This window comes from Coprococcus sp. AF99-45, from assembly GCF_027663865.1.
Lineage (GTDB): Bacteria > Bacillota > Clostridia > Lachnospirales > Lachnospiraceae > Allocoprococcus > Allocoprococcus comes.
The window spans coordinates 62,761-78,504 of record NZ_JAQDGZ010000007.1; the positions used below are offsets into that span (position 1 = coordinate 62,761).

Annotated in this window: 4 protein-coding genes; all 4 read right to left on the bottom strand. The window is 38.2% G+C overall.

Annotated features, from left to right (window positions below; genetic code table 11):
• Nucleotides 1–149: 149 nt before the first annotated feature.
• The 4 genes from PGR14_RS07600 to PGR14_RS07615 are packed head-to-tail and all read right to left on the bottom strand — an operon-like array spanning nt 150 to nt 15,733.
• Nucleotides 150–533 carry a saccharopine dehydrogenase NADP-binding domain-containing protein gene (locus tag PGR14_RS07600; protein WP_270223202.1) on the bottom strand — a complete coding sequence of 128 codons (384 nt, stop codon included), beginning with the start codon at nt 531–533 and terminating at the stop codon, nt 150–152.
• The gene (locus tag PGR14_RS07605; RefSeq protein WP_117579901.1) at nt 530–4,753 is read right to left on the bottom strand and encodes a non-ribosomal peptide synthetase; all 4,224 of its coding nucleotides are present in this window, start codon (nt 4,751–4,753) and stop codon (nt 530–532) included. The genes PGR14_RS07600 and PGR14_RS07605 overlap by 4 nt, the downstream gene beginning before the upstream one ends.
• Nucleotides 4,740–6,881, bottom strand: coding sequence for a bifunctional Gfo/Idh/MocA family oxidoreductase/class I SAM-dependent methyltransferase (locus PGR14_RS07610; protein ID WP_270223204.1), 2,142 nt, complete (start codon nt 6,879–6,881; stop codon nt 4,740–4,742). Before PGR14_RS07610 ends, PGR14_RS07605 begins: the two co-directional genes overlap by 14 nt.
• Before the next feature lie 20 nt (nt 6,882–6,901).
• Entirely contained in the window at nt 6,902–15,733 is an 8,832-nt protein-coding gene (locus PGR14_RS07615) for a non-ribosomal peptide synthetase (protein ID WP_270213423.1), read from the bottom strand.
• Between the last annotated feature and the right edge of the window lie 11 nt (nt 15,734–15,744).

Here is a 15,744-nt window from a genome sequence, read left to right on the forward strand (position 1 = left end):
CCTCCTTCTTTTGGTTAGCCAGTTCTAACCTTCTTCAACGTAATATAACAGATATGATAATATTTTTCTACTCCAAAAAGGCATTTTAAATCCAAATAGATTTTTTTCTGATTCATTTGAATATTATTTTTGAAATAGAATTCTTTTGTTTAAAGTTTAACTATATTCTGTTTTATTTCTCCCGGAAGACTCTCTATAAATTTTTGAATACCTTCTATTTCATCTAAATTATATGCCTTTCCTTTTGAAATTTCATCGTTTAGGCACCATTCTGCCACCAACGCACAAACATACCCCGATGTACAATTAATGACTACATCGCATTGCGAACAGAACATTTCAACTTGTTTCGGAATAAATACATCCATCTGTATAATTTCTATATTCTCTGTTGAAAATTCTTCTTTCAAACACTGAAGTTTATATTGATTACGTGCCCCTATAAGTAAAGCATACCCTTTCCCTTGTAACGCAGATAACACAGATGATCCTACCAAACCTGTTGCTCCAAGAATTCCTATATTCTTCTTCATCCTCTTATATTCCTCTCTATAATTATTTGTGCTAGCAATGTGGCATTTTCCTCACTATGAATGCATGTAACATGATTTCCCGGAACATTTATCACTTCAAATTCCCCAAGACATATATCGTTCCACATTTCTAAATTTTGGTTTTTATCTGCAAAAAAATATTTTTGTTCTTCACATGCTGATAAATAACAAATATCCCCACTATAAAAAGGTAATTCTACATTTGCACCTTTAAATCCATGCTGATAAATTTCAAATGTTGCTTCTAGCAGTTCAGCACTCACGTTAATGCAAGTTTTTTTCTCAATGGCTTTTGCGTAGGCTTCAAATCTTTTTTCTTTTGTACTATTAACAAATTCCCAAAGACCACTATTGTTTTTCATTTTGCTATCTTTCTCTATAATGTTAAAGAAAGTATTTTGAGGGATATTACCATTATTTCTTTTCCTCACTTCTGTAATAAATTCCATTACCTTAAAGTCATCGACATCTTCCAGAACCTCCGAAAGCATTAATTGATAGTTAGGCAAAAAGATCACTTCATCTATAAATTCATCCTCTACTTTCCCGGAAACAGGATAACTATCTATAACAAACAGATTATTTACTTCGATTCCTTTCTCCAGCAATTTTACAGCTACATTTAATGCAAGAATACCTCCAAGACAATATCCAATAAGATTAATATTTTTATAGTGAAGTTGCTCTATTTTCCGAACATACTCGTCTGTAATTCTATCAACTAATTCATGATATTGTATTGAATAATACCATTCTACATCTTCTACATTTATAAATAGAAAATCTCCCAAATCCTCTTTTCGTAATTCCTTTTCTACAAAGCGATAACAATTAGTTGTTCCTAATGCCGTATGGAAAAAAATATATACTGTATCCTTCGCAGTTTTCTCTATAATTCTAAAATCATCAGTTCGTACATTCTCAGATGTTAGAATGTTCTGCTTGCTCTTTACAAAGGTTGTTATTGCTTCCCCCGTAGGATTATTCAATATTTGGCGTAGAATCTCATCAAAAGTGACGGATGTTTTAGTTTGCTCTATAATTTCTTTTACTCTGCCCGCAATCTGTGCCATTAATAAAGAATCTGCCCCTAATTCAAATAGATTATCATCTGGATATAATGCATCAACCTTTAAGACACTGATTAAAATCGAATAAATTTCTTTGTCTATTAAATTTTCTAATTCCCATCTTTTATGTTGAATCTTATCATCCCTTTTATCAATAAAGAGTTTCCGAATTGCCTGTCTATCGACTTTACCATTTGAAGTACATGGTATTTCATCAATAAATTGCAAAAAAAACGGTATCATATACTGAGGTAAGTATCGCTTCAATGCTTCCCGTACACTCTTTTCATCTTTTTTTTCATCTTCTTTTGGAACAATTACCGCAACCAACTTTGGTTCATTATTCCAATCTACTGTTGTTACACAACAGTTTTTCCCCGAGCAGCAATCCATAATTGCATTTTCTATTTCCCCGGTATCAATTCTATGCCCCGAAATTTTTATTTGGGAATCTTTGCGTCCTAAAAACTCAATCTCTCCGTTCCTTAAATATCTGCCGAAATCCCCGGTTTTATATATTCGTTTATTATTTAACCAAAAAAAGCTACTTTGTGTTTTAGAAACATCTCCCAAATACTCTTTTGCTAACCCTTTTCCTGTTATATATAGTTCTCCTTGTACCATATCTGGGCATGGTTTCATATTTGCATCCAGCACTTCAAAACCTTGGTTACTTAAAGGAACACCGTACGGTATGCTACTATTATATGATTCACCCATTTTGCACTCGTGATAAATAGACCATATGCTAGCTTCCGTAGCCCCTCCTAGTGAATATATTCGAACGTCTTTTAAGAATCTGCAAATTTTTTCTGGCAACTTTACTGGTATCCAATCACCTGACAACAATATTTTGTTAATTGACAATTTTTCTCCTTTATAGAATCGTTCAAGATAGTCTACAAACATTTCCATAAAGGCGGGCACAGAATTCCAAACTGTGATATTCCACTTCTCTACCAACATAAGCCAATAAGACGGATCTTTATATCTAACTTTTTCTGGTATTACTATTGTTCCACCTGTAGCTAACATTCCAAAAATATCATAAACAGAAAGATCAAAATGTAATTGTGAGAGCGCCAGAATACTGTCTTTATCTTTTACCTGAAATCTTTCATTTATATCTATAATCGTATTTACAACAGCTTGCTGCTCGATAACTACCCCTTTAGGTTCACCTGTGGATCCAGACGTAAAAATCACATATGCCACATCATCAAAGTTGTCATTAACAATCTCATCATAACTCTTTTTTAAAATGACACTGTCTTTGTCAATCCATTTATATTTTTCTCTATATTTATGAGTTTCTTCTTTTTCTCCAATTAAGCATTTGATTTTTGCTATCTCCAGTATTTTATCTGCACGAATTTCTGGTTGGTCATTGTCTATCGGAACAAATGCTGCTCCAATCAACAAAGTTCCCAAAACACTCGCAATCTGAAAAAAACTCTTATTCAATTTGATTCCAACATAGTCACCTGCTTTACAACTGCATTTCTGCAATTCATCTGCTATTCCATATGCAGTCCACAATAGTTCTTCATATGTATGTTCTCCACATTCATCCACGACTGCTGTTTTTTTCGGCATTTCTAAAGCACTCTTCAGAAATAGGTTCTGCAGAGTATCCATCTTTATCTCTTTAAAAGTACTATTTACATTCTTTCTTTGATCCATTTGCTTTTCAGGTAATTCTACATTTGCTTGTTGATTCCAAAATTCAACGGATTCCGAAATTTTTTTCAAATATGTTAAAAAGGTACAAAATATATCTTGAATAACTCCTTCTTCAAAAATACCGTTTCGGATATCCCAATTAATAAATAAACCTTCTTCATTATCCATAACTTGACAATCTAAGAAAGCCTGCGGCGTCTGACTGATTCCATTATTATTAACTTTCCCAACCATCCCATCGTTTTTTATCAATCCAATAGAACTTGTAAAAATAATAGGAAAGAAAAGCATCGGATTCTTTCTTCTCTTTCGCAAATCGCGAATCACTTCGATCCCAGAATATGAACTATGATCCAAATCTTCAAAAATTTGTTTATTTACATTTTTTACAAAATCAGCAAATATTATTTTCTCACTTAAATCAATTTCTAAAACATCTACACTAGTAAAGTCTCCAATAGTATTGTAAATACCCGTATATTTGTTATTTCTTATGAGTGTAGTTAGATTTAATGAAAATTTTTTGTTTACACTCCAGCGTTCAATACACAAAGCAAATATAGAAAGCACAGTCGCTGTAGGCGTCACACTATTTTGACTTGAAAAAAACTTTATTTTTTCCCAGTCTTCAGCCGATAATTTCCTTGCCATACGAATAAATTTATTACTTTTTTCAGCATTCGATCGCATCGGGAGAACTGGCGCTTCAGGAATTATATCCAGTCTATTTTTCCAATACTCTTTATCTCTACGATATCGACTACTGTTTTTCATTCCCATCTCATTAAGTACATAATTTCGAAATGAAATAGCACACTTTTCATCCCCGTTACCCTTATTGTAGTATATTGTCTCAAATTCTATTAATAATGTCCAAATACTTGCCCAGTCTGCAATCAAAAAATCAAACGATAAATGCAATGTAGTTTTTTCTTTGTCTTCGGTTACACCAATATCAAACATAGGCCACGTTTCAGTATTATAGTATTTATCAGACCATTTGCTGCGTATTTCTTCACATTTTGTAGATATATATATGGGATATTCTGCCACATCTCTTAATACTTCTTGAGTCCCATCTTCTAAAACAATAGCTCTCAACATATCATGCTTATCAATTAACTGATTCCAAATCTTTTGTACTTTTACAGAATCCAAGGCCGGATAATCCAGTTCTAAATATAGATGACTTGCCACATCCCCATACTCGAAAGAATTTTTTCGCCCTAACAAATAAGCCATTTGAATATCCGTCAGTGGAAATTTATCGAAACGCTCCCTTTCTTCTTCAAAATAACTTATAATTTCCTTTTTGTTATAAATCAAAATATTTTTTATATCATCATCTAATTTCCCATCCTTTTTTAAATAACGTATTTTCCCACCTTCAGTCCAAATACCAATTCCTTGTTCCCGCATATTTTGAATCAATTTACTTACTTCCACTATATTTATCCTCCAACTGGCAACTTAATACAAATACCTTTTGATTATACACGCACAGTTCAGAATCAATAGTTGGCAAACTTTTTTCGACAGCAAATCCAACTTTCTGAAACAGTTCGTGCCATTGATATAATTTTAAAAAAGTTTCATTTTTTTCGGCTCTTGCATCATCTGGCTCTTGCATCATAAAAGCTTGGGATATTAACATTTGAACAGATTCACCAATTGCTTCTACGATAATTACCTTTCCATCTTTTTTTAAAACTTTTTTGATGTTTTTTAAAGTAACTTCTATATTTATTGCGTTATTCAGCACACCTACTGCAATTACTATATCTACGCTATCCTCCTTTATTTTATCGCTAACAAAATCATTATTAATATCTATTTTTAAATATTCAATAAACCGAATTCCTGAGAATAACTCTTTAGCACGATTTACAAAAAAATCTGAAATATCAGAAAAAAAATATTCTTCTACACTAAGAAATTTTATTTTTTCGATAATAGGCTTGGCTGTTGAAGCCGTTCCTCCTCCTAATTCCAACAGTCTACATCCTTCACGCAGTTCACATTCACTTTTAACATAATCCGAAATCATTTGATTATAATAACTTGAAATTGGTGTCTTTGAATACAAATCATCCGCTACATACATCTGACCTTCCGGAAACAATAGTAATGTAGGATTTAATTCCCCTTTCATGATATAGTTAAGTTTTAAAGCATTATTCTTAAAATATTCATATGTGGATATAGTTCCTAAATTTGCATTTTCCCAAACGTTTTTACCATCCACCCAAATTTTTTCAAGTTCTGAATAATGCATTTTTTTCTCAAAATAATATTCTTTTTCTTCATTTCTTATATAGCTATTAGAGTTAAGCACATGAAGCCAACGATGTATTATGGGAACAAAATCAGCTTTCACTCCTATTCGTTCTATCAGTTCATCACTCGTATATCCTTTATTTACTTCTTTGATATTCTGCTGCAAATAATAATACATTGTTTTTAGACACATATTATTAAATACTGCCATACCACCAAGCAAGGCACTGTTTTTTTCAAACAAAGAGGTACTTTCTCTCAAAAGTTTTTCTGACGGATAGTAACTATAAAAACTCCCCGAAACAATCTCAGGATATCCCAGTCCTTTCATTAAAAGTTGCCAAGCATGACTATTATTCAAAATCCTTTGTATATATTGAATAGTTGGTTCTGTCGGTTCCACTACAGTTTTTTCTATATCCTTTGCAATTGCACAAGGCCATTCATCCTTAAAAATCATTTTTTGTTTCTTCTCGCTACTATATAATATAAATGAATTCTGTTCATCCATATTTAAAGGTGAATGGAATTCTAATCGCCCTGGTATAATATTTTCATCCGGGAAATGAATTCTAGGATTCCAAATAACAGGACCATCAGGATCAAACAATGTCAATTGTCCACCTGCAAATCCAACACTAATCCGAAACAGCATATGTAAAAATCCATCTATATTTTCTTTTTCGATTTCATTATGTGCTCTGAAACTTATTGGAATATCTCCAATCTTTACAGTTTCCGTCTGAAAGGGCACATGACCGCATATACTTCCCACATTCTCCCATGGGCGAAGTGTCTGAAGCACTTCGCCCAAAATACTAATTACTGGATAGGAAACCTGAGTCGCTAAATCAACATTAATATATGCTATTTTTTCTGTCTTACTAACTATATGGACATTACGTATAAAATTTTGAACTGCAGGTAGGTTCAAATACAAGTTACCAACCCCAAAATACACTTTTTGATTTTGCGCAATCTTATAGCATTCCCCCAATTCTTTATAATGAACTGGCTGCTCCAACAGAACATTTATTCCTTTTCTCAATAATTGTTTTGCTATATTAGCGCCTTCGCCTCCTAGTGCCCCTGTTTTCACAGCAACACAAGCAACATCTACCCTTTCTTCTACTTCATCTAATGAAGTATATAGAGGAATATTATAATATCTTGCGCATTCATAACTCCTATCACTTCCTTTGGCTAATAAACCTACTATCTTTATTCCTTCCATTCGCTTTAGCGCTTCAAGATAAAATTGTCCAAACCGACTACCATAAACAATAATATTCTTCATATAGTTTTTACGCCCTCCTATTATATTTCGCCATCATCCTCCATATAATTGTTTGAGTCCATCTCCTGCTGAATTCGTGCTGCAAATTCTGAAATAGTTGGTGCTTCAAAAAGCCAACTAATTTTAGGCTCTATACCTAACTCTTCCTTTAAAGCGTTTACAAGTCTGATAGCTTTTAAAGAGTCTCCTCCGTTTTGGAAAAAATTTGAATCCTTATCCAAAATATCTTTTTCAAGTATAGTTTGCCACACTGAAGCAACACTTTTTTCAAAATTTGTCATATTTATATCTGCTTGTTTCTCATCTTTTTCATCAAAATCCGTTTGCTTTATAGAATTGAGTAATTTATTTCTATTTACTTTTCCATTGGCAGACAACGGAATTTTGACAACTTCATATATTCTCTTAGGAATCATATATTCTGGAACAATATTTTTTAGCCTCTCAATAATCTCTGCTTCACTTATAAAATTCACTTCTTCATGATTCCTTGCTATAAATATCGTTTCTCCAGTTCCACATTTCGCATTTTCGGCGGTTAATCTAAAACTCATAATGTTATCGAATCCAGCATTTTTCAACAACTCCTTCCACTTATCAACTGACAAAAGCGGCATACATGTACCCTTGCGAAGATCTTGTATCATTGAGAATCCTTTTTCTAATAACGCTACTGAATTTAGAATCAATCTATTAGGAATGGTATATTCCTTAAATAAAAGAATGCCACCAGATTTTAGCATTTCTTTGAAATTGGATAATGTCAATTCAATATCATAGCTTCTATGAAGTGTATTGTCTGCTACTATTATGTCCATTTTATGGCGAAGTTCTCCAATATAAAGATAAGGTTCCTTAAAATCATAAGTTATACTTTTCAGTCTGTTCACATCTCCAGCTATCTCTAATGCCTTATCTATATACTCGCTTGATTCATCCAAGTAATAGAATTCTCCACCATTTCCTAGCACATCCATATATCTTTTGGTATTACTTCTCATCCTACTCCCAATTTCCAAAACAGAAGAGTCAGTTCCCGTAATCTGTAAACTCATTTTATATAATGAAAACAACACATCTTTCATCGTTTTATCGAGTGGGCTAATTTCTTCCAAAACTACTGGTAATGCTTTAAATTCCCCCTTGCTTATTATTTCTACGTCAGCATATTTGTTGCGTAAAATGGTAATTGTTGCTGGTATATTCTCTTTCAATTCCTTATAAAGTTTTAATACCCTTTCCTTTTCTTGGCATTCTTGCATTTCCCTGTATAAATCATACTCGAATTCATCTCTTCGACAAATTGTAACGCCTAAATTTGTCTTAACCATCATTCCTTCATCTATTAAAATATCTATCCATTTCTTTACAAGATTTTGGAATTCAAGATTAACGTTGAGAAGTTCTGCAAATTCTCTTGATGTATATTCGCAGTTTTCCTTTACACCCATTTCTATAAATGTTTGAAATATTATCATTGCGGATATTTTTTCTAAGGATTTTCCATAAGAATTTATAAATATCTCTTCCTCATTCTTTACAACTTCTTTTTTTAGTTCATTTATTCCATTTTCCCAAAATATATCCTCATCAATTTTGACATATTTCATTTTATCGAAACAAATAAAGGCTATTAAGTATTTTTTGTTTATTACCTCTACTATTGACTCTTTGATTTGGGGAATACTATTCAACGCATTTTCAAGTTCTCCTAATTCAATACGATGTCCACCTATTTTCACCTGATTATCCAATCTCCCAAGAAATTCAATATTACCATCATTCCAATACCGTCCCATATCTCCGGTACAATACAGCCGTTCTCCAGTTCTATCTAAGACAACAAATTTTTCCTTTGTTTTTTCTTTATCGTTTAAATATCCCTGTGCAATGCCATCTCCGGCAATATAAAGTGTTCCCGGTACCCAGTCAGGGCAATCTTCCATATTCTGATCCAGAACATAATACTTCTGGTTTGCAAGCGGTTTCCCATACGGAATACTCTTCCAATCTTCCGGCACAACCTCTGGAATCTCGAAATGATTAGACCAGATACTGCCTTCTGTTGCTCCTCCAAGAGCAACAATCTCAACATTCTGGAACAGATTACGGATTCTCCCCGGAAGTGAAACAGGAACCCAGTCACCACTCATCATTACTAACCGCAGCGATTGTGAAGTTACCTGCCTTTGATATTCCTCATATTCTGCCAGCATTTCTACAAAAGCTGGCACGCTGTTCCATACGGTAATATTCTCATGATTCAACCAGTGAATCCAATGCACTGGATCTTTTCCATATTCCGGATTCGGAAGAACCAATTTCCCACCTGCGCCTAAAATGCCAAAAACATCATAAACAGACAGGTCAAAATGAAGATTGGAGATTCCAAACGCCGTATCCTGTTCTGTAATCTGATAGCGTGCATTGATATCCAGTATCGTATTCACTGCATTATGGTGAGTAATCATTACTCCTTTCGGCATCCCGGTTGTTCCCGACGTATAGATCACATATGCAAGATCTTCCGGTTTATTTCCCTGTATTTTGATTTCAGTGCTGTTTTTCAGACCGGACACAGAAAGACAATTCCATTCCCGCAGCCATTCCGCATCCCCATCATCCGCCTGATTCTGCACAAGAATGATTCTTGTCCCGCTGTCACGGAGAATCTTTTCAACTCGTTCTCTTGGATTGTGGACATCTATCGGGAGATATGCGGCTCCGGCAAACAGGATTCCATACACAGCAACCACCTGCTGCCATCCTTTTTCCATAAATACAGCTACCGTCTCTTCTTTTTTTATTCCCATGCTCTGTAACTGCTCGGAAATATATAATGCTTCTTCTTTTATTTCCCGATATGTCATTCTCCTGCTGCACGTTACCAGCGCCTCCTTATCCGGAAATTTGTCTGCCGCCTCCAAGAATAATCCATCCAACGTTTTCTCTTCAAATTCAGCCGCCGTTTCATTCGCCTGACGCCGTTTTTCTGAAATTTCCGCTGTTACCAGACTTGCCGTTTTTTCCTGCATGATCTCCGGATGAACTGCTAGCGTATGAAGCAGGCCGGTATATGCCCGGAACATCTCATCCAGCATTCCCGGATAAAATAATTCGTCCACGGAATCCCAAAACAGGCATAAACAGCCATCCATTTCAACCACCTGATGATCCAGCCACACCTGCGGCGTCTGTGAAATGTTATAGTTCAGTTTTCCAAGCCACTTTCCTTCATGCCACTGCTCCACGCCAAGACCACTGGTAAACACTACCGGCATAATAGCGCCCCGCATATTTCCAGTCTTTTTCTTTAATTCGCGCTCCAGTTCAACCGCGCCATAAGCTGTATGCTCCAGATCTTCTGTAAGCTGCTTCTGAATTGCCTTTGTCCTTTCCGCAAAATTATTCCCTGCATTCTTTATCTCCAGCAATGTCAGTGTTGTAAAATCTCCAACCAGATTGTTCACTTCCGGATGCAATTGTTTCCGGTCAAACTGCGTCAGATTAAGTGTAAAATCCTTATTACTGCTCCACAAGCGGAGAGTCTCAGCATAAGCACTCATCAAAAGAACAGAAGGCGTTACCTCCAGTCTTCCCGCCGCGTCTTTTACAGACTGCCATTCTTTCTGTGACAGTTTTGCGCTCCGGCGACAGAAACGCTGCTCTGTAATCTGGCTTTCGTTCTTTGCAAGCGGCAGATCCGGTGCGTCCGCAAAAGTCTCCACCCGGTCTTCCCAATATTTTTTATCTTTCTCATAAGCAGAGGTAGACTTTATCTGCTCCAGTCCCAGCACGTAATCCCGGAAAGACAAAGTAATCGACATTTCCGCTTTCCCATTTCGATATACTTCTGCCCACTCATCTAAGAGATGGAACATACTCCAGCCGTCAAAGATAATATTGTCAAAACTGATATGGATTCTATGCTTCTGGTCCTCTATTTTAGTGATTCGCACATCAAACAGAGGCCATTCATCTGTCTGAATTACCTGATGAGACATCTCTGCCCGTTTTTCATCCAATGCCTTTTCTTTTTCTGTCACTTCCAATTGTCGGATATCCGTCACGTCAATATGATACTGGGGAGTATTCTCCAGTATGCGCTGCATACCATCCGGCTGGATAATAACACGCATCATCCCATGCCTCTGTATCAACAGATTCCATGCCGTCTCTGCGCACTCAGTATCAAGGCCGTCTGCATCCAGTTCAAAATAACAGTGTGTTGCAACATTTCCCAATTCATACAATCCGCTTCTGCCAAGCCAGTAAGCATACTGCACATCGGTTAATGGGAACGAATGATATGCTTCCTCCAGATTCGGTTTGATCTGCAGTGTATCTTCTTCTTTCTGTTCGGACTGTTCAATAGCTTTTGCCAGAGATTTTACGGTCAGATTTTCAAAAATCGTACTGATCGTTATTTTGCAGCCGAAGGTTTTCTGTACTTCCGAGATCAACCTTGTGGCAATCAGCGAGTCTCCCCCAAGGCTAAAATAATTATCTTCAATTCCGATATTTTCATATCCAAATAATTGTTTCCAGATATCTAAAAGCTTTTCTTCTGTTTCTGTCGTTGCCTTTGAAAATCGGATAACCGCAGTTTCTTCTTTAAAATCTTCCCGCAATTGCTTCCTGTTAATCTTCCCATTGGACAATGTTGGGAGCTGCTCCATGAAATGATAGTTCTGTGGAACCATATACTCCGGCAGTTTTTCTGACAGATATTCCCTTAGTGCTCCATTATGATAGGACAGGACAGACGCCTGCTGTCTGCTGCAGCATATACATCTTCCATATCTCTCTGTCACAGCACAGTCTTCGCCCAATCCTGCCTCTGATAAACATTCTCTCCACAGCAGGCAATCCGGGGTAACCAGCCCTGCTTCTTTTCTCTTGTCCCGAATATCCGCAAAACCATTTTCCAAAAAAGCCGCTGTAAGTTCCTGAAGGTATGTCCTTACCACAAGGTCAGTCATCAGCAATATTCCGTTTGGCTTCAGTAATTCCGCTACTTTCTTTACCGCATCCGCAGCATCAATATTTCTATGTAAAGCATTTACCGATATCACAACGTCATAACTATGCAAGGACATCTGCTGCTTATCCATGCCTTCTTCCAGATTCAGCATCTCAAACTCGACTCTCTCATATCCCGCAAGTTCTTTCTCTGCTTCCTGCAGAAAATATTTTGAAGAATCCGCATATGTATAAGCCACGCTTACATCTTCCAGTGCATTCAAAAACTGTCTTGTAATTGCAGTGTCCCTTGTACCAATTTCTATAATCTGGAGTGGCTCTTTCCTGCGTTCTTCTGCCAGAAGCCTTAATCCCCGCACCAGTCTTTCCACTGTTTCCTCGCAGCCCGGAATCCTCCGAAGCAGCATATTCGGAGCCAAAGCCGGCTCTTTCTGGTAGAATACGTCTAGCGGAACTTCATTCCCGGTAACCATATGCTTCAGATACGGCTTCAGTTTCTTAAAATACGTTTCCGCATCTCCAGCTTTTTCCGGTACAGCCACTTCCTTCCCGGTACGCGATAGTCTGCCGTCCTCTTCTTTCAGGATTCCTTCCTTCTTTAAAATTTCCAACCATCTTGCCACAGTATTTTTCTGTATTTCCGTAATATTCCCTTTTTCAAAAATTTCCTTCTGCGAAAGAACTTCCTTCTCTGATACAAAAACGCCTAACTCTATGAGTGTCTCCAACATAAGCTGTACACATCTCTGGTCTGCATAGGCAAGGAAATTTTTGTATTCCGTCTTCCGTTCCTGCTGCATCTGCCAATTGCTGACATCATCCTTCAGTTCTTTCCAGCCTGCGCCAAAGATATCTGTGCCGTACAAATATGTTGTAACTTTAGAATCTTCCTGCAGCGGCGCTCCGATATAAGCAGCCAGTGTTTTATTGTTATGACCGTCACTGACTGTATCAACAACTGCATGAGCCACACCCGGAAACTCCTGAATCGTATGTTCAATTTCTCCCAATTCAATCCTGTGTCCGCGAATCTTTACCTGATGGTCTTTTCTTCCCAAAAATTCAATTGTCCCATCGTTCCAGATTCTTCCGAGATCGCCGGTCCGATACCATCTTCCATACTGATCTTTGACAAATTTCTGCTCCGTAAGCGCAGAATCTCCCCTATATCCTTTTGCCACGCCAAAACCGCCGATCCAGAGTTCGCCTTCTGCCCAGTAAGGGCAATCCCTTCCATACTCATCCACAACACGATATGCCTGATACCTAAGTGGCCTTCCATAAGGAATAGATTTCCAGTTTTCCGGCATTGGCAGGGTAACATTCTGATAATTAGACCAGATGCTTGCTTCCGTGGCTCCTCCCATAGCGACAAACTGGCAATCCTCTGTCCATGCCACAACCCTCTCCGGGAGGTCCATCCCAATCCAGTCTCCGGAAAGCATAACCGCCCTAATCGGCAGTTTCTGTTTCATGGATTCCGCCCGTATCAAAAGCATTTCCAGAAGCACCGGCACTGAATTCCAAACGGTAATCTGGTATTTCAACACCTGTTCCAGCCAGTAATCTGCATTCCTTCTTTCCTGCTCCGGAAGCAATACCAATGTTCCTCCTGCGCCTAAAATTCCAAAAACATCATATACCGACAAGTCAAAATCCATAGCCGAAACAGCCAACGCCCGATCCGCACTTGTCACATGGTATTTTTCATTAATATCCTGAACCGTATTCCATGCGCTTTCATGTGCAATCTCTACGCCCTTTGGAACACCTGTAGAGCCTGACGTCATGATGATATAGGCACTGTCCTTCGGCGACACCTCCGGCAGTTTCACATTTTCCTGTCCCTCTTCCATACCTTCCATCACAAGGATTTCCGTATCTTCCGGCCAATCCAGTTTTTCGGATAATTCCCGATTCGTGACCACATAGCGGACTTCCGTTTTCTCATGAATTAACGCTCTCCGGTCTTTAGGCTGGCTCAAGCTGACCGGAAGGTATGAATTTCCGGAAAGCAAAATTCCTAATGCCGCCTCAATCTGTTCTATCCCTCGCGGCAGGGTAAGTGCAATCGGGACGCCCTTAATATCCTTTTCTGAAATTCCTGCCGCCACTGCTGTTGACCGTGTTTTTAATTCCCCATAGGATACCGACCTTCCGCTTCCCGCATCAATAAGCGCAATATCTTCCGGGCAAACTTCCGCATGGTTCATAACAGCCCAATGCAGGCATTCCGAACGCTCCGGCACTCCTGTATGCGCTGTATCTTCAACTTCTCTTTTTCTTTTTTCCGGAAACACATCAAATCTCTGATTCCAGTCCTTCTTTCCCAATTCATGCAGAAGAATCTCAAAACTCTCCAACATATCCGGGATCATATTCTCCGGGAATAACTCATCCACGCTGTCCCATGTAAGCTGTACGCCATTTTCATCTTCATAACTCTGAAAATCATTCCACACCTGCGGCGTCTGGGAAATCATATAGGAAAACTGCCCCAGTTCTTTCCGGAACGTATCATTTACCAACGGCGTTCCCAGATTGCAGGCAAAAACAACCGGAGCCACTGCCGATGCGTCCCCACACATCTGCGCAATGTCTCTCTGTACTTGCACGCCGGAATATGCCGTATACTTCATATCCTCATGAAGCTGCTTCTGAATCCTGTCCAACAATTCCGCAAAAGTCGGATTTTCTTCGCAGTTAATCTCCAGCAATAACAGAGTAGTAAAATCTGCTATTACTTCCTCTAACCCCTGCTGCTCTGTTTTCCGGTTAAAAAACGGAATGTTAATAAGGAAACAATGATTCCTGCTCCATCGTTCCAGAACCACCGCATATGCAGTAAGAAGAACCATTGCCGGAGTTGTCTGGTATTTTTTTGCCCGCATTTGCAAATGATCCCATTCTTCCTTTTCGATTCTCACAATCCTGCGGTTGAACACCGTTTTTTCCACTTCTTGCGGACGTTTTGCCAATGGAAGGTCAGGGCCTTTTGGCAAATGCTCTAAACGATTCTTCCAGTATTTTTCTGCGTTTTTCCGTTCCTCCCCTTCTTCCTGTTTCTGCCGTTCCAGATAGGAAGCAAAATTCCACCCTTTTGATTCTTTCGGCAGGTTTTCCCCTCGGTAAGCAGATGCCAAATCCCTCAATAATATCTGCAGACTCTGTACATCAGCAACCAGAAGCGCCATGTCCACATGAAGGCGTGCCTTATTTTCAGGAAAAAGCGCAAGCTCTATTCCTGCTACTTCGCCTTCCTCAATCTTTAACTTCCGATGGGATAAACGTTCTCTGACAGATACTGCCATTGCCTCTGCTTCCTCAGATGACATCCGGGAAAAATCATGAACCTTTATTTTTTCACAATACGGCTTATCCAGGATTTTCTGTGTTCCATCATCCAAAAAGCAGGCGCGCAGCATAGGATGATGATACTGCAGTACATTCCATGCTTTTTCCAGACGCTCCGGTTCTATGTTTTCCCCATCAAACTCCAAATATGCGTGACAGTCTATCCCTCCAAGATACTGTTCTTCATCCCTGCCAACCCAATATGCATACTGTACGTCTGTTAAAGGAAACGGCTGTTTCATATCCTTTTCCGGCGTTATCTTAGATTCTTGCGCCCGTTTTTTGCCTGCTTTTTTCTTCATGCTGCCCTGGATTAACGCCCACCAGCCTTCAAAGGTGGGATTTTCCATCAATGAACCGAAAGAAACCTTAACCCCCTGTTTTCTCCACTGGTTTACCAGACGCATGATCGTCAGGGATGAAAGCCCAAGCTCCAACAGATTTTCGGAATCTCCAAAATCTCTGGCTACCGGCAGTTTTTGTTTGATCTGTTCCTTTATCTCTATATATTCCATGCTACTGTCTC